Consider the following 23,186-nt stretch of genomic DNA (forward strand, 5'->3'; position numbering starts at 1 on the left):
TGTATTATTTTTCTTACTTGTTGGCTTCAGGAAAAAGAAATCCAATTCCAACGCAAGCCAAGAATCCAGCACCGATAACCAAACCGCTTGAAAGTGGCAAGATATCAAAAATGGCATTAGCGATGATAAAGGTAATCATCAAGCTCATGAGACTGGCCTTGTAATCTTTTTTCACCAAATTCTCAAGGGTAAAAAATAGGAATAAACCTACTGGAAAGAGGGCCCAGATATTAACATCCAAACTTGGCCATCCAACTAAACCAAAATACAAAACTGCTGCTGCAACGACTAAAAATCCGATACCTGCTACTTTTTTCATGATACGACCTCATTTTCTATTTTGTAAGAAAGTTTTATCTCCTTTAACAATTACAACTATAACAGAAATAAAAATCGCAAACAATAGTTTTTGTCTATGTGGCAGACATGATAGACTATGTGGTCAGAATTTTTCTAAAAAAGAAGCCATTGCTGGCTTCTTTTCATTCATTTTTTATTTTTTTTAGACTCTAAAGCTGATTTGATGGCATCACGATCAGCTTTCAATTTCGCTAAATTCTTCTCTGCAGATTCTAATTGACTCGTATCTGGTTTAACATGATAGTAAACATTTTCTGGATGCATCAACATTCCTTCATATTGTTGTCCTGCAAAGAGTCTATCCTCAGTGTGATTGGAATTGTCTGTTATTTTACCATCATCACCAGGTTCCATGACTACACCACTCGGTACAGCGACTACCACAAACCCTCCCGCCTGAGAACCTTTTGCCCAAGCACCAAGGGCTACTGTTTCTGGGTTGCGATCATTCTGACTTTTTGATACTTTCAATTCAACAATAGACTCATGCTTTTGATCATTGTATATCCAAGAAGATTGGACTTCCCCTGAATCATTAATGATATATTCATTACCAGACTGTGTCCGCCAAGTACCCTCTAAACTTGATAAATCATTATTTCTGAGGGCTTCAATATCTAATTTGGGAACAGAAGCTTCTTTTTTTAATTGACTAACATGCTGCTCCGCTTCTGAGATCTTGGTATCCAAATCAGCCAATTGCTCCTTTAGCTTTTGAATTTCCTCTTCCTTTACCTTATCCTTATCATCCTCTTTCCCCTGACTTTTTGTCGTCTCTTCAGTCTTAGATGAGGAAGAAGTTTGATTTGCTTCTTGCTTGAGATTAGGTGAATTTAAAAAGATGCTAGCAACAATGATTATAACTAGAGCTGTTATGGCAAGACCGATATACATTTTTATATTTTTAATTGTAGAAAGGGTTTCTGCCAATCTAGATGAAGTTCCTTTTCGACCGTGAGTCTTATCTACTTGTTTTATCCGTTCTTTCTTGTTCATGATACTCCTCCTATTTTTAATATATGTTGATAATTCTAATCAGCTATTGTAGTTTTACTCTTTCTGATGCCAATCTATAATATTTGTATAAAGGTAATCTATCACATAGATTATACCACTCTTCAAATACAGATAAAAAATTTTATAGAAACTTTTTTGAATATTACTAAAGAGTAAATCAATCTAATCTACTTTATTCAATCTTCCCTTTTTGGTCAAAAAGACAAAAAATACTAAATTATTTTTAAAAATAAACTTGTAATAATTGCCTTTAAATAAACATTTTGAATTTTCTTTATCTTTCTTTACATTACTAAAAATGCCGATTGCAGGGATCGAACCTGTGACCTTCGCGTTACGAATGCGGTGCTCTACCAACTGAGCTAAATCGGCGATTCCACTTATAGTATAGCACTATAAGAAAGGATGTCAAGGGATTCTTAACCCATCTTTTTAATCAAAATCTGACAAGGATTTTGAGGCCCCCAAAGTTGTGGAAAAATCTCTAATTTTTTAAAGCCAAGACTGCTATAAAAGACATTTGTTCGATCATAATCTTTATTAGAGCCTTCTGCTACTGTTTTCACTTGTAAATAATCAACGTTTTTGCGTGCTTCACTCTCTAAAGCAGCAAGCAATTGACTCCCAATCCCTCTACCTTGATGAGCTTTTTTTACACCGAGACAATCAATCTCTGCAAAATCTTTACTAGAATAGGAGAGACATACAAAGCCAAGCAAATCACTCTCCTGATAGGCGGCCCACACTTGCAGGTCCTTGGCTCCTTCGATGTAGGCTTGCGTGCTTTCTGGTATTCCAAACCATTCTGGCAAATCCTTTAAAATCTCAGCGACAACTACCATTTTTTGATCTTCATACTTGACTTCTTTAATTACAAACATCATAAGTTCCTTTCTTGATTTTAGTCCTACTTTACCTCTTACGAACCAGCACTTTCGTAGGCGTCTAACCCCCTGTCCCAAAGTTTTAGAGAGATGCAAAAGAAGATAAGAGAAATCAGAATCAAACCACCAATATTAAAGAAGACATCCTTGTCCTGCAAGAAATAGCTGGCAGGATAGTAGGCCGTAAAGGCGAAAGGTACAATAAAGCTAATCAACCAACGAAGGAGCGAATTGTAAATGGAAATCGGGTACTTGGCAAAGTCATTAAACATATAAAAAATGTAAATCATGGCTCCTGACTGCTTGGTCCAAAAAGCGATGCTGGCTGTCGCAATTTTCAAGGAAGTATAAATTAAGGTCGCAAAAGGAATACAAACTAGAAAAATCAGGAATTTTGGAAGAGTCCAAGCAATGCTAGTCGCCGTTGTCGCTAGTAAGATTCCACCGACCAAAAGTTCACCCAAGGCATCAATCTGAAAGGTCTCAACGAGGATGTGAAAGAGAGGATTGATAGGACGAGTCAGATACTTGTCAAACTCCCCTTTTCGAACTAGTCGTTGACCTAAAGCCCAGAGATTGTCAAAAAAGAGATGATCTAATCCCTTTGGAATTAAGGAAAATCCATAGATAAAGGCAATCTCTTTAAAGGTCCAACCTTCTAGCGAGGGGATGTGTTGAAAGATGACATTGAGAAACAAGAGGTTTAGTCCTTGAGTCAGAAAGACTCCCAACACGCCAACCACAAAATCCACCTTGTATTCCATGATTTGCTTGATGTATTGTCTGATAAAAATCAGATGCATGCGTTGATATTTTTTCATACTAACCTCCCTGAATGGTGATAAATGACTGGACTCGTTTCCAAATCAACTGAGACAAGCCCACCATCACTATAAGCCAGAAAAACTGAATCAAAAGTGCTTGAAGAATCTGACTGGTATCGTATTTCCCAAGAATAATCATGACCGGAGTGTAAATTAAGGATGAAAAAGGCAAGAAGGAGAGAATATCTGAAATCACCTTTGGAAAAAAAGCCAAAGGAATCAAACTGCCAGACATAAAGGATACTAGTGAAGCCTTAAATACTTGGGAACCCCATAAATTTTTAAATACAAAGGCTGAAAATCCAAAACAGATATTAAAGAAAAAGTTAATCAGATAAGCCAGAGTTAAGCTAAAGAGATAAAGGACAGTTAATCCTAGCACTTCTACAATACCTTGCCCAGATAAGATTTTCATTAAAACAATGACACTTAAAAATGGCAGTCCAACAGAGATAAAAATCAACCACTTGGAACCAAGCTCTGTGAAAAGATAAGAGGCTGCAAAATGTACTGGTCTCAGCAAACGCATGATAATCGAGCCATCTTTTACCTCATCACCTATCATAAAGGAGCTACCTGACTCAGTTAATAAATTAGTCACAAAACTCATGATGATGTAGAGGGTGATATCTGCCATACTGAAGCCCTGAATCAAAGGCTCCTGGGAGGAGTCAAAGACTGCCTTCCAGAGATAAAAGGCCACAAAAGCCCCCATGACATCACCAATCCGATAGAGAATAAAGTTGACTCGATAGGTAATCAACTCCTGAATCCCTGCATTGATAAAGGGTTTATAACGTCTCCACAATTTGACCATCTTAGAGCTCCTTTCGATAGAAGCGACGGATAATATCTTCAATATCCGTATCTACCATCTTCAAATCACGGACTTCAAAATCAGATAAGGTTTGCTTGATAATATCTGCCGACTGATAGCGGGAACTGTCGAATTCAATAGTTAGGTTATTTCCTTGTCTATCAATAGTCATATCCGAAAAACCTTCATAGTGAGAAAGAAGATGACTTTGACCTGGTAGCAGTTCAAAGGAAAGAGTCTTCATCTTGCCAAAGGTCTCCTTGAGCTGGCTAACCGTTCCATCAAAAATCTCTTGCCCCTTATCAATCATAAAAATCCGATCACAGAGTTGCTCAATATCACTCAAATCATGAGTAGTCAAGAGAATAGTTGTCTTTTCCTCTTGATTGATCTGAGTAATGGCCCGACGAATATTATCCTTGACCGACACATCCAAACCAATAGTCGGCTCATCTAAAAAGAGAACTTTGGGATTGTGAAGTAAGGAAGCCGCAATATCCGCCCGCATCCGTTGACCTAGTGAAAGAGTCCGCACAGGATCCTTGATAAAGTTCTTCAAATCCAAGACTTCATTCAAAAAGTCCATGCGCTTATGGAAAAGCGAGTCTGGCACATCGTAAATCTCCTTCAAGACCGTGTAGGTCTCTTGCAGTGCCAAATCCCACCATAGCTGGGTGCGTTGTCCGAAAACGACTCCAATATCCTTGACATAATCTTGGCGATTATCCTGAGGAATCTTGCCGTTAATCCGACAATAGCCAGATGTCGGCTTTAAAATCCCTGTAAGCATTTTGATGGTGGTTGACTTCCCAGCACCATTTGCCCCGATAAATCCTAAAATCTGCCCTTTTGGAACTTCAAAAGTCAAATCTTTGACCGCTTCAAAGGTCTGCTTTTCAGGATGAATAAAGGAGCGCAAAGCTCCCTTTACCCCCGGCTCCTTAACTGTCTTCACAAAATTTTTCCGAAGATGTTGCACTTCTATCATTGCCATATCTATCTCCCTATCGTAAGAAACAACATTGTATTTTTGACTACAAATATTCTAAATCCTTACTTTCTACACTTTCTCATTATTATTACAGAAGGCTTTATACCAACCTATTATAGTCTAATAAAAATAGGAATGCAAGCGTTTGCCTAAAATTTGTGAAATTGAAAATTTTTATCTCTAAGAAAAGATAAAAAGGTGATACTGCATCACCTCCCTCTACCAAGTTAAGTCTTCAATCATGCTTCTTACTTGTGAATCAAGGGTCTTATCCTTCTTCAGTTCTCCAACCAAAATCTGAATCTTCCGGACTAGATTTGGATCATTGTCATTATAGCATCGATGAAGCATCCAGATGTTATGCACAGTTGGACTTTTTAGAACTGACTCCATCAATAATTCCTCATAGCCTTGATGATAAAATCGTTCCACAAAGTGAACCAACTCACCTGGAGCCCCAAAATCTACTTCTGGATGCTTGGAAATAAAGTCTAAGACGGGGTCAACCAAATCAAAGGGTTGAGGGTAAGCCTCCATGGCATCTACAATCTCGTCTGCCAACTCAAATTCTTGGTCTTCAGTAATTGCATCATGCAAAGCAACTAACATATCATCTTTAGTAAGCATCTGATTCTCCTTGTTTTCTTTTCTAGCTCACACCAGATTCGTTTTCGAACTTCTTCTTCACTCATCAAAGCTTGTTCGTAAGTAGTTTTCCAACTCCTTTTGGGATAAATCACTAGGAAGTTCAAACACATACTCATAACCTTCATCACAAAAGGAAACTTTCTCTTCAGGTGGAAACCATTTCCGAAGCCAGATGATATAGGAGGCATAATCTTGTAACCTGTTCGTTGAATCAAAGTAATCAATCACAAAAACATTTTTCTTGCTACTCAGTGAACTTTCCAAGGTAAGCTGAGGACTTTGATAATCCCAAGAAAGCAAGTAAGCTTTTTCAGGATTAGTCCTTTCTCTGATCAAAATACCTGGGAATTTTTCTCTCAAAGCAGTACAAAAGGCTTGTAAATCTAGGAATATGGGGTCTTTACTCTCAATAAAGACAAAATCAGCAGTACTCATCAATCTCTCTCCTTCTTTTTAAAACTGAAAACAGACCTTAACCATCAATGGCAAAATTCTCCAGACTCTCAAATGCCTGACCCTGATAGTCAAAAGAAAAGATATGAATATCATCAAAAGTTTGATCGCAGAAAGTAACGGTTTGTCTTTCTGGCTCGATGATAGGTTTACCCAATTTTTCAGTAGCTTCTTCATCTGTGAAATACCCATAAAATTCTTGTAAATGAGGCAGTATAAATGCAAGAATACGGTAAAGATTTTTATGGTAATTGGCTGCAAGCAACTGAGCTTCCATCTCAAAGTTTCCACTTGGTTTTTCTTCCCAAGCTACAAGAACATCATCTACTTCATGTATGTAAGCTTGCAAGGACTGATCGAATATCATGGCTATTTTTCCTTTCACAAGTACTGTAATCTTCTCACACCTAAACATCGAAAAACCAATAATCGCTAGCACTCCAATGTCAACAAGCTTTCCAAATGAACCTAGTGTAGCTAAAACTGCAATTAAAGAGTCATCAATATATGCTCCGGAGGTTTCATGAATTCCAAACAACTTTGCAAATCAGTTAGAATTTCTGCCGTAAGAAAAGATTTTTCATCCTTATTTATAACCTCCCTTACTTAAATCATTATTCTCCTCCACCATTTCAATCCAAGAATCAAAATACTGCTCCATAAAATAGGTCTGCTCTACAATCAAACCTTTATTAACCTTCTCATCCAAGGGTGCTAAAACCCACTTGTCTTCTATATCATCACGACGTCGAATGATAGCAACCAACTTTCCAGTAAAGACTTCCAGAAGCTGTTGCTGATCATGGGAAACAATATAAACATCTTGCTCTTCGCCATCTCCCCCCATCAGTTCAGGTATGTAGCCATAGTTAATCGGATAGACATTCCCAAAAGAATCTTCAAACCCCACCGGCCGATCAATGACAACACTAAATATTCTCTCTTTGAAGTTCATCTTTTCATTGCCTCCGTATGACATTTCCTAGATTCATTATACAAGAAAAATCCCGCCGTAGCGAGATTTTCTATCTATAGCCTAATTAAGCTTTACCTTCTGAACCGAATACGTCGATACGTTCTTCAACAGCTGCTGTAATTGCTTCGAAACCTGGTTTCAAGAATTTACGTGGGTCGAAGAGTTTCTTCTTGTCGTATTCTGCTTCGTTTGCATCGTATTCACGTACGAATTGACGAGTAGCATTTGCAAATGCGATTTGGCATTCAGTGTTAACGTTAACTTTCGCAACACCAAGTTTGATCGCTGCTTGGATTTGATCATCAGGGATACCTGATCCACCGTGCAATACGATTGGGAATCCTGGAACAGCTTCAGTCAATTTTTGCAAGTGGTCAAGGTGAAGACCTTTCCAGTTTGCTGGGTAAGGACCGTGGATGTTACCGATACCTGCAGCCAAGAAGTCGATTCCTGTAGCAACCATTGCTTTAGCGTCTTCGATTGGTGCCAATTCACCGTCACCGATGATACCGTCTTCTTCACCACCGATAGTACCAACTTCAGCTTCTACTGAGATACCTTTAGCATGAGCTTTTTCAACGACATCTTTCGCCAATTTAAGGTTTTCTTCAACTGGAAGGTGTGAACCGTCAAACATGATTGAAGTGTAACCAGCTTCGATACATTCAAGAGCATCGTCGTAGTGACCATGGTCAAGGTGAATAGCAACTGGTACAGTGATACCCATTGATTCTACAAGGTTTTCAATAAGGGCTTTACATACTTTGTAACCACCCATGTATTTAGCAGCACCCATAGAAGTTTGGATAAGTACTGGAGCTTTCTTAGCTTCTGCTGCACGCAAGATAGCTTGAGTCCACTCAAGGTTGTTTGTGTTAAATCCACCAACTGCATAACCGTTGTCACGAGCTGCTTGGACAAATTTTTCTGCTGAAACGATTGCCATTTTATCAGGCCTCCTGTATATTTTTATGGGACATCCCATTTACATTGTTCATTTTATCACTTTTTCACAAAAAAAGCTAGTTTTTCCCGTGGTTTCGATTGAATTTCTTCTATTTTCAGATATGTAAACCTTTTCCCACTTGCTCTATTCCTTGTTCTGAGGCAAGTTCATATAAAATACCAAGTGATCATCATGTCTTTCAAATCGATAGTCAATTTCTTCATTTTCTAATAAACTTTTGACAACGAAGAGTCCCAAACCAGCTCCCTTACTTTGTCGACTAGAGGATGTGAAGGATTGTTCAAATTTATCTTGCTCCTCAGGTGTACAGGCGTTCTCAATGAAAACCCAGCCATCTTTTGCTCCAATTTTCAGATAACCACCTTGAACAGAGTGTTTCACAGCATTACTGACAAGATTGGAAAGAATCAGCTTTAGGACTGAAGGATTTAGATAAGTTTGTTGGTCAGTCAGTTGATTTTCTACAGTGATTTTTCTCTCTTTGGCTAACAAGTCATAGTCCTTCAATAGGAGATTGGTCATATCAAAAAGGTTGATTACTTCCTTCTTATCTCGCAACTCCTGCACTGAAGAAAGGGATAAAATTTGCTGGACATGGTAACTTAAATCATCCACAATTCTTAGAGAAACTCCAAGGTAATGGTCTCTATCTTTGTAGCGTCCGATATTGGCTTTCATGTTCTCCAGAAGAATCTTTAGGCTAGCTAGAGGTGTTTTCAGTTCGTGGGAAGCTCCTCGTAAAAACTCAACCTTCATCTTTTCCAGCTGGAGAATAGCCTCGTTTTTCTCATGCAAATCTGCAATCACCGTCAAGAGATGCTGATAAAGGCTATTGATTTGTTCTTTGAGATCGCCAATTTCATCCTTAGAATCCACGCGCAACCTCACTTCTGCATCCAAATCCATCATTCGTCGAGTCACTCGTTTGATTTCCAAAATAGGAGCAACAATGGTTCTAGCATAGATAAAGGCGATGAGAAGCGAAATGATGAAAGAAGCTAATAAAGTATAAGGCAAAAATTGAAGACTGATGTCTTCTGCTTCTTTCTGCAAATCCATAGATGCCAAGAATTGCAAGGTCATAGTCTGACCATCCTTGATTTGAACTTCTCTTTCTTCAATGACCAAGGAAGCCGTCTGTCGTTGTTTATCAATGGGAAGATTATCATTGACTTCCAACTTATCCTGAGTCATCTCTCCCTTAACAGCTCCCTTAATATCACTGCTTTTAGAATAAAGTTCAAGGACTTCCTGAATAGCTTGACTATCTTTGCCTTGGAGAGACTGGGCAATTTCTGTAGCCTTTTGCCCAATGCTTTCCTGTCGATGACTGAGATAGGTCGGAGGAAAGAGAAAATAGATGGCCAAATGCAAACAAATGACCAAGGTAGAAAATACCGAGAAGGTATAGATAAAAATTTTTTTAAATAAACCTGAACGTCTCATTTTCTCTCCAATTTATAACCAACATTGCGAACGGTAAGAATACAGTCTAAATCCAATTTTTTCCGTAGTTCCTTGATATAGACATCAATCACTCTGTCAAAAGGAACCTCATCTGTCATCTTCCATACAGCATCGATAATCTGCGACCGTGTTAAGGCTCGACCTTCATTTTTAACCAGATAGTATAAAATTTCCAGTTCTTTTGCATTCACTGCAACTTCTTGACCAACTACTTTAGCACTATAGCTGTCAAAGTCTACCTCGGTGTTCCTATAGGTAAAAATACGACCAGTATCATAATAGCGTTTAAAAATGGCATCCACTCGTACTTTTAACAAAGATAGAGAAAAAGGCTTTTCCAAATAACCATCTGCTAATGCAGCAAAGGCACTCATCTTATATTCTTCGTCCTGAAAGGCTGTCAACATCAAGACCGGAACTTGGCTACTTTTTCGGATTTCTGACAAGACCTCTAAACCATTGAGTTTTGGCATTTGAATATCTAAGAGAACCAGGGCAAATTGGTGATTGGAAAATTGTTCCAATGCCTCAAGGCCATCTGCTGCCTGAATGGTTTCATAGCCGCAATCCGTCAAATAGTCACTAATTCCCTCACGGATCATGTCTTCATCTTCTACAATTAGAATTTTCATATAAATCCTTTTCTATCAAAAATGCTACCTATATTATATCTCATTTGAATGAGAATAGGTAGCAGGTTTTTTATTCACTATCCAACAAGAGTTCTTTTGGTTGTTTAAAGAGGAGATTGCTTGAAGCAAGTGCCATAACTAATACTACAAGAACTAAGCCAAGTACAAAAATGATAGCAAAGTCTGTGGGTTGAATGGAAATATCCAGACTTGAAAGTGTCTTACTAAATCCATCAACTTCTGCACCACCACCAAGATTAGAGGCTTGTGCTGCCTTACTAGCCTGCTTAGCCACATCTGATGTGACATTTGCAAGAACAGTATTTCCAATGGCACGAGCAGTATAGTTAGCTAAGAAGTAAGCTGAAATTAGTGCTGGAATTGCAATCATAACTGCTTCTGTGATAAATTGTCCTAGAATACTTGCTTGTTTTAGACCAATTGAAAGGAGAATTCCAACCTCTTTACGACGGGCATTAATCCATAGTGTAAGTAAGAGAGCAAGTAGAAGAACAGAGAAGCTCAAGCTACCCCAGAAGAGAAGATTAGCCATCTTGTACATGCCTGAGATAGATTGTTCAAGGGCAGGATAGTTAGATGAACTCTTAATCAAGCTATACATTTTCCAGTTGATGCCGTTGATAGAGCCTAATTCTTGCATGACAGTATCTAGATTCTTATCTCCAGCTACAAAGAAGGTAGCATCTCCATAAATAGCTGTATCTTCTGTATAACCATAGAGTTGGGCAGCTGTGTGAATATCTGTGATAGCTGTATTCTCATAGAGTTCTTGTGAGTAGGTTACAGCAGATTTGTTATGTCCATCAAAAAGTCCTTTGATCGTTACTTCTACTGTTTCCTTGGCTCCTTTTTCATTATCTGCATCGTAGATATTGGAGTTCAGTTTGACCTTATCTCCTACCTTCCAGCCATGTTTAGCAGCCAAGTCTTTGTGCATGAGAATCTGGTATTTGTCATCGTTTGTTAAATGCTCACCTTCGACTAGTTTGTAAGAGCCTGACACAAACTTGTCTTCTTTAGAAGAGTCATTGACTCCTGTTATCATCAAGCTACTTCCAAAACGTTGAGCCCGATCAGCCGTTAGATTTTTCTTGGTTTCAGGCGTTTCAATCAGTTCATAGCCTGTCAAATCACCGATAGCATTGATTCGTTTAATATAGGATTCAATGGCCTTATTCTCTGTAATTTTTTTGATATCTTCACCCTTGATATTCCCCGCACCACGTGGAGTTCCTTGATTGACCCTGCGGTTGATTTGCATGGAGAAACTATTGGTGATATTTTTAAAGGTTTCTTGAGAAGCCTTGGCTGTCGCACCCTTGATAGACAAGCCGACCAAACTCAAACTAGCCATCAAGAGAATGATAAGAAAGATCACAAGCGACTTGAAAAATTTTCTTGTGACATAGGCAAATGCGTTGTGTAACATAAGATTCCTTTCTAGATTTACTTCGCTTATATGTTTTTATATTTCTTTATTTCCCTTAAATAGTGCGGACGGGAGCAACTTCATTTTAGAATTTCATCCCTAATTTTTGAGCCATCTGTCTCAAAAATCCCGTCCTAGATAATAACAAAGTTATTATCTAGGATACCACTATAGCGGGAAATAACTGTTTAAGAATCACTTCGTTTATAATTCCTTAATAGTTTACTAAAGCAATTCCAAAAGTTTAAGAAGTAGACTCTATTTTTCAGTCAGTTTCTTATCCTTCAATTCAAGTGTAATATCTGATGCTTGTGCCACTTCCTTACTGTGGGTCACAACAATCACACACTTACCTGTTTTCTCAGCAAGAGATTTGAGGAGCTCGATGATATCCCCAGCTGTCTTAGGGTCTAGGTTTCCGGTTGGTTCATCTGCTAAAATCACTGGTGCTTCAGATACAAGGCTACGAGCAATGGCAACACGTTGTTGCTGCCCACCTGATAATTGGAGAACATTCCTCTTGATTTGACTTTCATCTAAACCAAGTTCAAGAAGGGTATCCTTGCTAGCTTTTTTATTAACCAAACGGATATTTTCCAATGGAGAAAGATAATCAATCAAGTTATAGTTTTGGAAAACCAAAGAGATATGGTGCATACGATGATAAGAATAACCTTGTTCACGAATATCCTTGCCTTCGAATAGGATAGCACCTTCGACTGGGCTATCAAGTCCTGCTAATAGAGATAAGAGTGTTGACTTCCCAGCACCTGATTCTCCAATGATGCTATAGAATTTTCCAGGTTCAAAATCGTAATTGATTTTATACAAGACTGCTTCTGCAGTATTTTTATAACGATAAGTAAGATCCTGTAATTGTAGTAAAGTCATGATTTCTCCTTTATTAACTAATAGATGATAAAATTTCTTTCGGTGATTTTCTAAATAAAAATATAAAACAAAGTGCAACTGACAAGCAGCTAATCACAAGGAGAAAGACATAAGATTCTCCAAATGAAAGAAGACTTGTTGAAAGATTAGTTGCTTTTGCTAGCGTATCTTGTAGTGCAGCTTGATCGCCACTTGCTAGTACAGTTTTTAAAAGATAGGAAGTAATGGCATTTCCTGCAAGAAATGCTGGTAGAATTGCTGCCAATGAAACCAGAATGACTTCTAGGCAGAATTGGCTAAAGATTGCTCCTTTTCCCTTACCTAGTGCCAATAAAATACCAACCTCGTAGACTCGCTCTCGTAACCAAAGTGACAAGACCAAGACCAGCGCTCCTACCCCAGCGATCATAACGCCATAGAGGAAAATTTGGAGGAAGGTTTGGAAGGTCGAAACTGAATCCTTGATTTGTTCAAAAGCCTTATTTTCCTTTTCAACTTGATAACCTTTCGTTTCAAGAGATAACTTTTCAACCTCTTGAATAATACTATCCATATCTTTTGGATTTTCTAGATAGAAACGAGCGGCAGTAACTTGAGCTTCCTTATTTCCAAGAAGAGTTTGGCTACTTTCGTAGTCTGTATAGACCGTGTTTTCACTAAAGTCTGATGATAGACCGGTAAATTTCTCTTGCTTCTTACCTGAGAAAATACCTACAATTTCATAGTCTAGTCTTTGTCCACTATTTCCTTCTACTTGACCAGGATTTAAGTTAATCTTATCTCCTAGCTTTAGATTGTTTTTCTTGGCTAAATCTTCATGGATTAAGATTTTTTTACGATCCCCTTTTTCGATATGTCTTCCTTCTTTAAGGGTAAAGGCAGAACTTGTAAAAGAAACATCCTTGGAAGAATCTTCCAAAGCAATTAAACTGATAAGATTTTTTTCAGCCTCTGTCAAATCATCCCTTTGGATACTTTGTTCTCCAGTTACCACTTCTTTGTCAGTCAACTTAGCTATTGTCTCAAGCTCTGGGAAAATCTCCTCAAGACCCTTTATTTTTTTAAGGTCATCTAGTTGAGACAGTTGAAAAATCTGATCTGCTTCTATTCTTTTAATAGAAAAAGACGTATTCAATGAGCGATAGAGATTATTTTCTACTGTTTTGTTGGACTTCATAAGCGTCAGACAAGCCGATATTCCAGCCAATAAGACAAATAGAATCAAGAATAAAATGAGACTTCTCAGTCGTTTTCTGCTGACGTAAGCCCAAGCTCTTTGAGTGGGATTCATATAGCACCTCCATATTTGTAAGACTATTATAATATCCAAATATGAAATGTTTATGAAATAAGAAAAATTTTTGAAATAAAATAAGCCAGTATTTCTACTGACTTTATATTTATAAATCCCCCAGATTAAAATAGAGAAAATGCAACAACTAAACCAGACAGGATGTTAGCTAGTGCATGGATGATCCAACTTGTTAAAATGGACCCTCCAGCTTTCTTTTCATTAACAAAACCAAGATAAGCTGCTATTGCTCCAGTAAAAAATATAATGAAAAAAGTGACTTCTAAACTTACTACTGAAGCAAATAATACTCCATGAAGCAATCCAAAAGCGATAGCCTGTATCGTATTTGCAAAGACAAACGGCATGTGATTTGCCATTCGTTTCAGTAGAAATCCTCTAAATAGCAGTTCCTCTGGCAAAGATGTTTGCAAAATACTGTAAATTAGAATACTTGGTAAAGCCTTATAGCCCATACCAGAAAAAGCCGAAGTAGCCGTTTCTATACTACGTGTTAGAGGAAAGATAAACATATAAAAAATGGTAAACAAGAGAAATCCACCAATTATCCATGAGATCAGATCAGAATCTTTAACCCTTTTAATAGATTTTAAACCAATCCATTCAATAAATGGGACTTTCCCCCTCACAGTCAGAAACCACCAGATAGAAGGTAGTAAAATAATAAAGAGAATTTGAACAAAGGCACTTATGATTCGTTGAAGTTCATTAACCATCGTAATCCTCCTTTACATTTTTGAAATACCTATTTTAAATCAGGAAATACAAGTCTTTAACTATGAAAGCTTTCCCGATAATAACCGTTATAAACTAGGATAGATTAAACTTTTCTACACTACTCTCTATATTTTTTTAATACTGATTTCTTTTCCTTCTTTTCTATCTATATTGTAACACTTTTTAAAAGAAAACAAAAAACATACAAAAAACTATCTTGTATGTTTTTCACTATACCTATTTCAAAAAATAAAGAGCTAGCCGAAGCTAACTCTTATCCTATGCGGAGAGAGGGACTTGAACCCTCACGACCTAAAGCGGTCACAGGATCCTTAGTCCTGCGCGTCTGCCAATTCCGCCATCCCCGCGTTGATTACTTTACTAGTATATCAACTTTCACAAACTTTGTCAACACTTTTTTCAGATTTTTTTCAGTTTTGTTGAATACATTATTCTTTGATTTCAACTAGATTTTCATCAAGGAGTTTCGCTCCTAATGTATTCTTAAAATGTCCAAGTGCAAACTGGTGGTTTTCAGGCCAAATAGATGCGACTGCTGGCTTGACAACTTCTATCTGATACCCAAGATTATAGGCATCGATAGCCGTATGCAATACACAGATATCTGTAAGAACACCTGTTAAGATAACTGTATCCACGCGACGCTCTCTCAGACGGATATCCAAATCTGTGCCAGAAAAAGCCGAATAGTGACGTTTGTCCATCCAGAAAACACGACTATCCTGGGCCTGTTCCTGATAAAATTCAGCTAACTTACCATATAGATTACGCCCGCTAGTCCCAATCAGATTATGAGGGGGAAATAGTTTACTTTCTGGATGAAATACATCATTTTCCTCATGAGCATCAATGGTAAAGAAAATATAATCTCCACGATCAAATGCTAATCTAGTTACCTGATTGATCGCTTCTGATATTGCTTGAGCAGGAGCTCCTGCTGTCAATTTTCCATGATCCGCTACAAAATCTTCTGTATAGTCTATCGAAATTAAAGCCTTAGCCATTAATAGTCCCTCTTTTTCACTTCTTCAAAGATATCTGGGATCAAGACCTTAAGATAAGTTCCCTTCATCCCCAGTGAACGACTTTCAATAATTCCTGCTGATTCGAGTTTTCGAAGGGCATTGACAATCACAGAACGCGTAATACCAATACGGTCTGCAATGACTGACGCAGTTAATTGTCCTTCATTGCCTTTCAATTCACCCAAAATAGCTGATACTGCTCGTAACTCAGAGTAAGAAAGGGTGTTGACTGCCATCGTTACGGCTGTACGACGACGGATATTTTTCTCGTCTTCTTCACGTTGGAAGTTCAAAAGCTGAATACCAACCACCGTACTAGCAATCTCAACAAGAATCAAATCCTCATCTTCGAATTTCTTATCATTACGCCAGATAATCAAAGATCCCAAACGAATCCCAGAAACATGGATTGGAGCAATGGTTGTCAAACCTTCTGCGAAATCTGCACGACTCTCAACTGGAAAGATGCTTAATTCGTGATCTACAGTCAGATTTGCTTCTGTATCGTAAATCATATTTGCACCTTGAATATAGTCCTCAGGAAAAATTTTTGATTGGAAAAATTGCTCTACACGATCATTATTAGTCTTGTAGCGCATAAAATATCCTAAAAGACGTCCCTTACTATTTAGGATACAAGCGTTGCAATCAATAATATCCGCTAACTGGCGTGTGATGGCATTATATGGAAGATCATCTTGTAATTTCTCCTCTGCACGCTTCAGGATAGACGTAATTTTTCTCGTTTTTTCTAATAAATGTGCCATTTTTCACCTCGTATTTAATCGCTTCCATTATATCATAAAATGGCCATTATTTCAATAATTATCTGAAAATTGTTTATTGAATTGCAATTCATGACTGTTCGAAAATTTTTACTAGTTTTTTAAATTTTCTTATTGACAAGTCCCTAAATTTTTGATAAGATAATATCACAAGATAACAAATATATAAATCTATTTTCTCGTATTAAACTTTTCTTGACTCTCGGTCTCCTTATATATAAAAGCGATCCACCTCAGTGAACCGCTTTTTTTATTATTTATCACCCTTGTTACGGATTACAAAACCAGTTTTCTTCTCGCTTGAAGTATTGCGTGGTTTTTTATTATCCTTACGGTAACGGTTTTCCTTCTCAAAGCGGTCGTTTTTGCGACTGCCTTTTTTGAAGTCATCTCGACGTTCACCACGTCGATTGTCGCGACGGCGATCTCGATCGCGACGGTCATCTCCACGACGGCCTCCCTTACCTTTGCCACCAAAGCCACCACCAGATGGTTTAAATGGTAACGGTTTTTCACGTGCAATCTCAACCTCAGGAAGACTATCTGGGTCTTGAACAGTTAAGCTGAGGATATACATAGCCAATTCTTCCGGGCTGAATTCTGAGGCTAATTGACGAGCATCCTTGCCAAACTTCTCAAAGTTGCCACGGATTGTCTCATCTGCAAAATCACGTTCAATTTTCTTAAGAGCTACTTGCTTCTTAGCTTGGAAGGCTTCTTCTGCACTTGCAGGTTTGAGACCTTTCATACGTTTCTTAGTCAAGTTCTCAATGATTTGGAGGTAACCCATTTCATTAGGTGAAACGAAGGTAATAGATTGACCTGACTTACCAGCACGACCTGTACGACCAATACGGTGAACATAGCTTTCAGGATCTTGTGGGATGTCATAGTTGTAGACATGTGTTACACCAGAGATATCCAAACCACGAGCCGCAACGTCCGTTGCTACGAGGACATCCAGATTGCCATTTTTAAAATCGCGAAGGACACGAAGACGTTTGTTTTGGTCCAAATCTCCATGAATTCCTTCTGCACGGAAGCCACGGATCTTCAGACCACGAGTCAACTCATCTACACGACGTTTGGTGCGACCGAAGACAATAGACAACTCAGGCTGTTCAACATCCATAAGACGAGTCATAGTGTCAAATTTTTCTTGTTCCTTAACACGGATATAGTACTGGTCAACTAGTTCTGTGGTCAACTCCTTGGCAGCAATCTTCACATGCTCAGGTTCTTTCATGAACTGAACACCAATACGTTTGATAGCATCTGGCATAGTTGCTGAAAAGAGCAAGGTTTGACGATTTTCTGGGACACGAGAGATGATGGCTTCGATGTCTTCAAGGAATCCCATGTTGAGCATCTCATCTGCTTCGTCAAGGATGAGAGTTTCAATGTCCTGCAATTTCAAGGCCTTGCGTTTAATCAAGTCTAGGAGACGACCAGGCGTTCCTACTACGATATGAGCCCCTGATTTAAGAGCCTTGATTTGTTTTTCAATACTTGAACCACCATAGACTGAACGAACTTTTACACCCTTGCTTCTACCAAAGCGGAAAAGCTCTTCTTGGCTTTGAACTGCAAGTTCACGAGTTGGGGCAATCACCAAAGCTTGGATAGTTGCTTCTTCTGTACGAATCTTTTCAAGGGTTGGCAAGCCAAAGGCTGCAGTTTTCCCTGTACCGGTTTGAGCTTGTCCGATAACATCTTTCCCTTCAAGAGCCAAAGGAATGGTTTGCTCTTGGATAGGACTTGCTTCTACAAATCCTGCTTTTTCAATTTCTGCTAACAAATCAGCAGAAAGATTAAATTCATTAAATTTCACGTTATTCTTCTTTCTAAAGATGGTGCGAAGCCATCCTATAGCGCTTAGTTTATACTTTTCTTGTCATGACGTACTTTCAGTTTTTATGAAAGACCGTGTTGCTTCTTTTCCACAAAAGAAAAGTACTGCTTTCTTTGCAACCTATCTAGTATAACATAAGAGAGGGGCAAAAGATAGTCTAACCTCCCGATTAAATCATGTAAACGATTTTCTTTCGATTTGCTTCACTCAAAAAGTATTTGTTAGAGCATTCGGTTCCTGAAACTATTTTCCGTAGCAGATTTGTGCAAAAGTTTTTTTCTTATGCTAGAATGAAAATCGAACAGGAGGAATAAAAATGTTAACATACGATTTAATTGTAATAGGATTTGGTAAGGCAGGTAAGACGCTTGCTGGAAAACTAGCTTCAGCTGGTAAAAAAGTTGCCCTCGTTGAACGTAGCAAAGCTATGTACGGCGGTACTTGTATCAATATCGGTTGTATCCCAACTAAAACTTTGCTAGTTGCTGCAGAAAAAGACCTGTCATTTGACGAGGTCATGGCAACAAAAAATACGGTTACTACACGCCTCAATGGTAAAAACTATGCTACGATCGCTGGTACTGGAGTTGATATCATTGATGCCGAAGCCCACTTTGTTTCCAATAAAGTCATCGAAATTCAAGCTGGTGACGAAAAACAAGAACTAACTGCTGAAACAATTGTCATCAACACTGGTGCTGTTTCAAACGTATTGCCAATCCCAGGTCTAGCAACTAACAAAAATGTCTTTGATTCAACAGGTATCCAAAACTTGGAACAACTACCAGAAAAACTTGGTATCCTCGGTGGTGGTAATATCGGTCTTGAATTTGCAGGTCTTTACAATAAACTTGGCAGCAAGGTAACAGTCTTAGATGCTTTAGATACTTTCTTACCACGCGCTGAACCTTCCATCGCTTCTCTTGCTAAAAAATACATGGAAGAAGATGGTATTGAATTGCTTCAAAACATCCATACTACTAAAATCAAAAACGATGGTGACCAAGTTCTTGTTGTGACTGAAAATGAAACCTACCGTTTCGATGCCCTTCTCTACGCAACAGGACGTAAACCAAATGTGGAACCACTTCAACTTGAAAATACGGATATTGAACTAACTGAACGTGGTGCTATCAAGGTGGACAAACATTGTCAAACAAACGTTCCTGGTGTCTTTGCAGTTGGAGATGTCAACGGTGGACTTCAATTTACCTACATTTCACTAGATGACTTTCGTGTTGTTTACAGCTACCTTGCTGGTGATGGCAGCTACACACTTGAAGATCGTCTCAATGTGCCAAACACTATGTTTATCACACCTGCCCTTTCACAAGTTGGTTTGACTGAAAGCCAAGCAGCTGATTTGAAACTTCCATATGCTGTTAAGGAAATTCCTGTCGCTGCTATGCCTCGTGGTCACGTAAACGGAGACCTTCGTGGAGCCTTCAAAGCTGTTGTCAATACTGAAACTAAAGAAATTCTCGGTGCAACTATCTTCTCTGAAGGATCACAAGAAATCATCAACATCATTACTGTTGCAATGGACAACAAAATCCCATACACTTACTTCACAAAACAAATCTTCACTCACCCAACCTTGGCTGAGAACTTGAATGACTTATTTGCGATTTAAGTTGAAATTTCATCGCATCGAACAGCCCTCCTTAGGCTGTTTTTCTTTTTCTAAAATCTCAAATCTGTCTTTTTCAGCATTTATGATATAATAGAAACATGAAATTAAAAACTACTTTGGGCCTTCTTGCTGGGCGTTCTTCTCATTTTATTTTGAGTCGTCTTGGACGTGGAAGTACTCTCCCAGGAAAACTTGCCCTTCAACTTGATAAAGATATTTTACAACATTTAGCGAAGAACTATGAGATTGTTGTGGTTACTGGTACCAATGGAAAAACCTTGACGACCGCTCTCACTGTTGGTATCCTAAAGGAAATTTATGGTCAAGTTTTGACCAATCCAAGTGGTGCCAACATGATCACAGGGATTACAACCACCTTCTTGACTGCAAAATCTTCAAAAACTGGAAAAAATATTGCAGTACTTGAAATCGACGAAGCTAGTCTCTCACGTATCTGTGACTATATTCAGCCTAGCCTTTTCGTCATCACCAATATCTTCCGTGACCAAATGGACCGCTACGGTGAGATCTATACGACCTACAACATGATTTTGGATGCTATTCGGAAAGTTCCTACTGCTACTGTTCTGCTGAATGGTGACAGTCCTCTTTTCTACAAACCAACAATTCCAAATCCTGTTCAGTATTTTGGTTTTGATTTGGAAAAAGGTCCAGCAAAGCTTGCTCACTACAATACTGAAGGTATCCTCTGCCCTGAATGTCAAAGTATTTTGAAATATGAGCTAAATACATATGCCAACTTGGGAGCTTATATCTGTGATAATTGTGGATGCAAGCGTCCTGAGCTGGATTATCGTCTGACTGAACTGGTTGAATTGACCAACAATCGCTCTCGCTTTGTTATTGACGGTCAGGAATATGGTATTCAAATCGGTGGTCTCTACAACATCTACAATGCTCTGGCTGCGGTTGCTATTGCTCGCTTCCTCGAAGCTGAGCCACAACTTATCAAGCAAGGTTTTGACAAGAGCCGTGCTGTCTTTGGACGCCAAGAAACCTTTCAGATTGGTGACAAAGAATGTACCCTTGTCCTCATCAAGAATCCTGTTGGTGCAACCCAAGCCATTGAAATGATTAAATTGGCTCCTTATCCATTTAGTCTATCGATTCTCCTTAATGCTAACTATGCAGACGGCATAGATACCAGCTGGATTTGGGATGCGGATTTTGAACAGATAACTGACATGGATATTCCAGAAATCAATGCGGGTGGAGTTCGTCATTCTGAAATTGCTCGTCGTCTTCGAGTAACTGGCTATCCAGCTGATAAAATCACTGAAACAAGTAGCCTGGAACAAGTTCTCAAAACAATCGAAGCTCAAGACTGCAAGCATGCCTATATCCTTGCGACTTATACGGCTATGCTAGAATTCCGAGAATTACTAGCCAATCGTCAGCTTGTTAGAAAGGAGATGAACTAATGGTTTATACTTCACTTTCCTCAAAAGACGGCAATTATCCTTACCAACTAAATATCGCCCACCTCTATGGGAATCTCATGAACACCTACGGAGATAATGGAAACATCCTCATGCTCAAGTACGTCGCTGAAAAGCTGGGGGCTCACGTAACAGTTGACATCGTTTCACTTCATGATGATTTCGATGAACATCACTACGATATTGCCTTTTTCGGTGGTGGCCAAGACTTTGAACAAAGTATCATTGCTGATGACTTGCCTGCCAAAAAAGAAAGTATCGACAACTTTATCCAAAATGATGGTGTCGTTCTTGCTATTTGTGGTGGATTCCAACTATTAGGCCAATACTATATTGAAGCTTCTGGAAGACGCATTGAAGGCCTCGGTGTCATGGGACACTATACCCTTAATCAAACCAACAACCGCTTCATCGGTGACATTAAAATTCATAATGAAGAGTTTGATGAAACCTACTATGGTTTTGAAAACCACCAAGGCCGTACCTTCCTCTCAGATGACCAAAAACCATTGGGGCAGGTCGTATACGGAAACGGAAATAATGAAGAGAAAATCGGTGAAGGCGTTCACTATAAAAATGTCTTTGGTTCTTATTTCCACGGGCCTATTTTATCCCGTAATGCAAACTTAGCCTATCGCTTGGTCACTACTGCACTTAAGAAAAAGTATGGTCAGGACATCGTCCTTCCAGCTTATGAGGATATTCTGAGCCAAGAAGTCCCTGAAGAATACAGCGATGTGAAAAGCAAGGCAGAATTTAACTAAACTTCCATTTCCAACATGCTATTAGCTGTTGGAATTTTTTTAGGCTCTTTTCCCCTTCTCCCTTGCATTTTCTACTAATTTTTGCAAAAATAGAGGGGTAGAAAGAAGGTAGCATATGTCTAAATTACAACAAATCTTAACTTATCTTGAATCAGAAAAGCTAGACGTCGCTGTCGTATCTGACCCCGTCACAATCAATTACCTCACTGGCTTTTACAGTGATCCCCACGAACGCCAGATGTTCCTCTTTGTCCTTGGAAACCAAGAACCACTTCTCTTCGTTCCAGCCCTTGAGGTTGAGCGTGCAACTAGCACTGTCTCATTCCCAGTTGTTGGTTATGTGGACTCTGAAAACCCTTGGAAGAAAATCCAAAATGCTTTGCCACAGCTTGATTTCAAACGTGTAGCAGTTGAGTTTGATAATCTCATCTTGACTAAATACCATGGTTTAAGATCTGTCTTTGAAAGTGCTGAGTTTGAGAACTTGACTCCATTGATCCAACGCATGCGCTTGATTAAATCAGCTGACGAAGTGCAAAAGATGATGGTTGCGGGTGTTTACGCCGATAAGTCTGTTAAAGTTGGTTTTGACAATATCTCTCTTGACAATACTGAAACAGATATCATTGCGCAGATTGATTTTGCCATGAAACGCGAAGGCTATGAAATGAGCTTTGATACTATGGTCTTGACAGGTGATAACGCCGCAAATCCTCATGGTATCCCTGGAGCTAACAAGGTTGAAAAAGATGCTCTTCTCCTCTTTGACCTCGGAGTTATGGTCAATGGTTATGCATCAGATATGACTCGTACAGTCGCTGTTGGTAAACCTGACCAATTTAAGAAAGATATCTACAACTTGACCCTCGAAGCCCAACAAGCTGCCCTTGACTTTATCAAACCTGGTGTAACAGCTCATGAGGTTGACCGTGCGGCTCGTGAAGTGATCGAAAAAGCTGGCTACGGTGAGTACTTCAACCACCGTCTCGGTCACGGTATTGGTATGGACGTCCACGAATTTCCTTCCATCATGGAAGGAAACGACATGGTTATCGAAGAAGGCATGTGCTTCTCAGTTGAGCCTGGTATCTACATCCTTGGTAAAGTCGGTGTCCGCATCGAAGATTGTGGTGTTGTTACCAAAGATGGTTTCGACCTCTTTACAAGTACCAGCAAAGATTTGCTTTATTTTGATTAAAAAGTATATTACAAAAAATAAGATGGAAAAGCTTAACTTTCC

Annotated in this window: 24 protein-coding genes and 2 tRNA genes; 4 read left to right on the plus strand and 22 right to left on the minus strand. The window is 38.8% G+C overall.

The features are described 5' to 3' along the window. Positions 1 to 13: 13 nt before the first annotated feature. The 22 genes from O3633_RS02495 to cshA all read right to left on the minus strand — a co-directional run bounded on the left by O3633_RS02495 (position 14) and on the right by cshA (position 18,068). Positions 14 to 319 carry a hypothetical protein gene (locus O3633_RS02495; protein ID WP_371620267.1) on the minus strand — a complete coding sequence of 102 codons (306 nt, stop codon included), beginning with the start codon at positions 317 to 319 and terminating at the stop codon, positions 14 to 16. 167 nt (positions 320 to 486) lie between these two features. Beyond that, positions 487 to 1,356 carry a DUF6287 domain-containing protein gene (locus tag O3633_RS02500; protein WP_371620268.1) on the minus strand — a complete coding sequence of 290 codons (870 nt, stop codon included), beginning with the start codon at positions 1,354 to 1,356 and terminating at the stop codon, positions 487 to 489. A gap of 320 nt (positions 1,357 to 1,676) precedes the next feature. Then, positions 1,677 to 1,749 (minus strand) — tRNA-Thr (locus O3633_RS02505). 47 nt (positions 1,750 to 1,796) lie between these two features. Next, positions 1,797 to 2,258, minus strand: coding sequence for a GNAT family N-acetyltransferase (locus O3633_RS02510; protein ID WP_371620404.1), 462 nt, complete (start codon positions 2,256 to 2,258; stop codon positions 1,797 to 1,799). Between the two features lie 38 nt (positions 2,259 to 2,296). Continuing rightward, positions 2,297 to 3,082 carry an ABC transporter permease gene (locus tag O3633_RS02515; RefSeq protein WP_371620269.1) on the minus strand — a complete coding sequence of 262 codons (786 nt, stop codon included), beginning with the start codon at positions 3,080 to 3,082 and terminating at the stop codon, positions 2,297 to 2,299. A 1-nt stretch (position 3,083) separates the two neighbouring features. After that, complete coding sequence (locus O3633_RS02520; RefSeq protein WP_371620270.1) at positions 3,084 to 3,902, minus strand: ABC transporter permease; 819 nt, start codon at positions 3,900 to 3,902, stop codon at positions 3,084 to 3,086. Position 3,903: 1 nt separating this feature from the next. Then, positions 3,904 to 4,896: an ABC transporter ATP-binding protein gene (locus O3633_RS02525; protein ID WP_371620271.1), complete on the minus strand. Its 993-nt coding sequence runs from the start codon at positions 4,894 to 4,896 to the stop codon at positions 3,904 to 3,906. 216 nt (positions 4,897 to 5,112) lie between these two features. Beyond that, entirely contained in the window at positions 5,113 to 5,520 is a 408-nt protein-coding gene (locus tag O3633_RS02530; RefSeq protein ID WP_371620272.1) for a hypothetical protein, read from the minus strand. A 57-nt stretch (positions 5,521 to 5,577) separates the two neighbouring features. After that, the gene (locus O3633_RS02535) at positions 5,578 to 5,976 is read right to left on the minus strand and encodes a hypothetical protein (protein ID WP_371620273.1); all 399 of its coding nucleotides are present in this window, start codon (positions 5,974 to 5,976) and stop codon (positions 5,578 to 5,580) included. A 37-nt stretch (positions 5,977 to 6,013) separates the two neighbouring features. Next, the gene (locus O3633_RS02540) at positions 6,014 to 6,361 is read right to left on the minus strand and encodes a hypothetical protein (protein ID WP_371620274.1); all 348 of its coding nucleotides are present in this window, start codon (positions 6,359 to 6,361) and stop codon (positions 6,014 to 6,016) included. Between the two features lie 219 nt (positions 6,362 to 6,580). After that, positions 6,581 to 6,973 (minus strand): inorganic diphosphatase, encoded by a 393-nt coding sequence (locus O3633_RS02545; protein ID WP_371620275.1) that lies wholly within the window; start codon positions 6,971 to 6,973, stop codon positions 6,581 to 6,583. Between the two features lie 61 nt (positions 6,974 to 7,034). Continuing rightward, on the minus strand, positions 7,035 to 7,916 hold the full coding sequence (locus O3633_RS02550) for a class II fructose-bisphosphate aldolase (protein WP_003004573.1): 882 nt from the start codon (positions 7,914 to 7,916) through the stop codon (positions 7,035 to 7,037). 144 nt (positions 7,917 to 8,060) lie between these two features. Continuing rightward, on the minus strand, positions 8,061 to 9,383 hold the full coding sequence (vncS, locus tag O3633_RS02555; RefSeq protein ID WP_371620276.1) for a sensor histidine kinase VncS: 1,323 nt from the start codon (positions 9,381 to 9,383) through the stop codon (positions 8,061 to 8,063). Beyond that, entirely contained in the window at positions 9,380 to 10,036 is a 657-nt protein-coding gene (locus tag O3633_RS02560; RefSeq protein WP_371620277.1) for a response regulator transcription factor, read from the minus strand. Before O3633_RS02560 ends, vncS begins: the two co-directional genes overlap by 4 nt. 70 nt (positions 10,037 to 10,106) lie before the next feature. Beyond that, entirely contained in the window at positions 10,107 to 11,486 is a 1,380-nt protein-coding gene (gene vex3, locus O3633_RS02565) for an ABC transporter permease subunit Vex3 (RefSeq protein ID WP_371620278.1), read from the minus strand. Positions 11,487 to 11,744: 258 nt separating this feature from the next. Further along, entirely contained in the window at positions 11,745 to 12,377 is a 633-nt protein-coding gene (vex2, locus tag O3633_RS02570; RefSeq protein WP_371620279.1) for an ABC transporter ATP-binding subunit Vex2, read from the minus strand. Between the two features lie 13 nt (positions 12,378 to 12,390). Next, positions 12,391 to 13,668, minus strand: coding sequence for an ABC transporter permease (locus O3633_RS02575; RefSeq protein ID WP_371620280.1), 1,278 nt, complete (start codon positions 13,666 to 13,668; stop codon positions 12,391 to 12,393). A 125-nt stretch (positions 13,669 to 13,793) separates the two neighbouring features. Further along, on the minus strand, positions 13,794 to 14,405 hold the full coding sequence (locus O3633_RS02580) for a CPBP family intramembrane glutamic endopeptidase (RefSeq protein WP_371620281.1): 612 nt from the start codon (positions 14,403 to 14,405) through the stop codon (positions 13,794 to 13,796). Positions 14,406 to 14,688: 283 nt separating this feature from the next. After that, positions 14,689 to 14,774, minus strand: a tRNA-Leu gene (locus O3633_RS02585). A gap of 81 nt (positions 14,775 to 14,855) precedes the next feature. Beyond that, entirely contained in the window at positions 14,856 to 15,431 is a 576-nt protein-coding gene (locus O3633_RS02590; RefSeq protein ID WP_070459159.1) for a cysteine hydrolase family protein, read from the minus strand. After that, positions 15,431 to 16,219: a GTP-sensing pleiotropic transcriptional regulator CodY gene (gene codY, locus O3633_RS02595; protein WP_000940719.1), complete on the minus strand. Its 789-nt coding sequence runs from the start codon at positions 16,217 to 16,219 to the stop codon at positions 15,431 to 15,433. The genes O3633_RS02590 and codY overlap by 1 nt, the downstream gene beginning before the upstream one ends. 271 nt (positions 16,220 to 16,490) lie before the next feature. Then, positions 16,491 to 18,068: a degradosome RNA helicase CshA gene (cshA, locus tag O3633_RS02600; protein ID WP_371620282.1), complete on the minus strand. Its 1,578-nt coding sequence runs from the start codon at positions 18,066 to 18,068 to the stop codon at positions 16,491 to 16,493. A 337-nt stretch (positions 18,069 to 18,405) separates the two neighbouring features. On the opposite strand from cshA, the gene O3633_RS02605 reads away from it, so the two are divergent. From O3633_RS02605 to O3633_RS02620, 4 genes are all read left to right on the plus strand, one after another. Then, positions 18,406 to 19,722 carry an FAD-containing oxidoreductase gene (locus O3633_RS02605; protein ID WP_371620283.1) on the plus strand — a complete coding sequence of 439 codons (1,317 nt, stop codon included), beginning with the start codon at positions 18,406 to 18,408 and terminating at the stop codon, positions 19,720 to 19,722. Between the two features lie 98 nt (positions 19,723 to 19,820). Then, positions 19,821 to 21,164 carry a lipid II isoglutaminyl synthase subunit MurT gene (gene murT / locus O3633_RS02610; RefSeq protein ID WP_371620284.1) on the plus strand — a complete coding sequence of 448 codons (1,344 nt, stop codon included), beginning with the start codon at positions 19,821 to 19,823 and terminating at the stop codon, positions 21,162 to 21,164. After that, positions 21,164 to 21,946, plus strand: coding sequence for a lipid II isoglutaminyl synthase subunit GatD (gene gatD, locus O3633_RS02615; protein ID WP_371620285.1), 783 nt, complete (start codon positions 21,164 to 21,166; stop codon positions 21,944 to 21,946). The genes murT and gatD overlap by 1 nt, the downstream gene beginning before the upstream one ends. A gap of 115 nt (positions 21,947 to 22,061) precedes the next feature. Then, the gene (locus O3633_RS02620; RefSeq protein WP_371620286.1) at positions 22,062 to 23,144 is read left to right on the plus strand and encodes a M24 family metallopeptidase; all 1,083 of its coding nucleotides are present in this window, start codon (positions 22,062 to 22,064) and stop codon (positions 23,142 to 23,144) included. The last annotated feature ends 42 nt before the right edge of the window (positions 23,145 to 23,186 follow it).

This window comes from Streptococcus sp. 27098_8_22, assembly GCF_041432415.1.
Lineage (GTDB): Bacteria > Bacillota > Bacilli > Lactobacillales > Streptococcaceae > Streptococcus > Streptococcus pseudopneumoniae_M.

Coding starts and splice junctions, on each gene's coding strand:
- O3633_RS02495 (WP_371620267.1), bottom strand. CDS start 319: ATGAAAAAAGTAGCAGGTATCGGATTTTTAGTCGTTGCAGCAGCAGTT.
- O3633_RS02500 (WP_371620268.1), bottom strand. CDS start 1,356: ATGAACAAGAAAGAACGGATAAAACAAGTAGATAAGACTCACGGTCGA.
- O3633_RS02510 (WP_371620404.1), bottom strand. CDS start 2,258: ATGTTTGTAATTAAAGAAGTCAAGTATGAAGATCAAAAAATGGTAGTT.
- O3633_RS02515 (WP_371620269.1), bottom strand. CDS start 3,082: ATGAAAAAATATCAACGCATGCATCTGATTTTTATCAGACAATACATC.
- O3633_RS02520 (WP_371620270.1), bottom strand. CDS start 3,902: ATGGTCAAATTGTGGAGACGTTATAAACCCTTTATCAATGCAGGGATT.
- O3633_RS02525 (WP_371620271.1), bottom strand. CDS start 4,896: ATGGCAATGATAGAAGTGCAACATCTTCGGAAAAATTTTGTGAAGACA.
- O3633_RS02530 (WP_371620272.1), bottom strand. CDS start 5,520: ATGCTTACTAAAGATGATATGTTAGTTGCTTTGCATGATGCAATTACT.
- O3633_RS02535 (WP_371620273.1), bottom strand. CDS start 5,976: ATGAGTACTGCTGATTTTGTCTTTATTGAGAGTAAAGACCCCATATTC.
- O3633_RS02540 (WP_371620274.1), bottom strand. CDS start 6,361: ATGATATTCGATCAGTCCTTGCAAGCTTACATACATGAAGTAGATGAT.
- O3633_RS02545 (WP_371620275.1), bottom strand. CDS start 6,973: ATGTCATACGGAGGCAATGAAAAGATGAACTTCAAAGAGAGAATATTT.
- O3633_RS02550 (WP_003004573.1), bottom strand. CDS start 7,916: ATGGCAATCGTTTCAGCAGAAAAATTTGTCCAAGCAGCTCGTGACAAC.
- vncS (WP_371620276.1), bottom strand. CDS start 9,383: ATGAGACGTTCAGGTTTATTTAAAAAAATTTTTATCTATACCTTCTCG.
- O3633_RS02560 (WP_371620277.1), bottom strand. CDS start 10,036: ATGAAAATTCTAATTGTAGAAGATGAAGACATGATCCGTGAGGGAATT.
- vex3 (WP_371620278.1), bottom strand. CDS start 11,486: ATGTTACACAACGCATTTGCCTATGTCACAAGAAAATTTTTCAAGTCG.
- vex2 (WP_371620279.1), bottom strand. CDS start 12,377: ATGACTTTACTACAATTACAGGATCTTACTTATCGTTATAAAAATACT.
- O3633_RS02575 (WP_371620280.1), bottom strand. CDS start 13,668: ATGAATCCCACTCAAAGAGCTTGGGCTTACGTCAGCAGAAAACGACTG.
- O3633_RS02580 (WP_371620281.1), bottom strand. CDS start 14,405: ATGGTTAATGAACTTCAACGAATCATAAGTGCCTTTGTTCAAATTCTC.
- O3633_RS02590 (WP_070459159.1), bottom strand. CDS start 15,431: ATGGCTAAGGCTTTAATTTCGATAGACTATACAGAAGATTTTGTAGCG.
- codY (WP_000940719.1), bottom strand. CDS start 16,219: ATGGCACATTTATTAGAAAAAACGAGAAAAATTACGTCTATCCTGAAG.
- O3633_RS02605 (WP_371620283.1), top strand. CDS start 18,406: ATGTTAACATACGATTTAATTGTAATAGGATTTGGTAAGGCAGGTAAG.
- murT (WP_371620284.1), top strand. CDS start 19,821: ATGAAATTAAAAACTACTTTGGGCCTTCTTGCTGGGCGTTCTTCTCAT.
- gatD (WP_371620285.1), top strand. CDS start 21,164: ATGGTTTATACTTCACTTTCCTCAAAAGACGGCAATTATCCTTACCAA.
- O3633_RS02620 (WP_371620286.1), top strand. CDS start 22,062: ATGTCTAAATTACAACAAATCTTAACTTATCTTGAATCAGAAAAGCTA.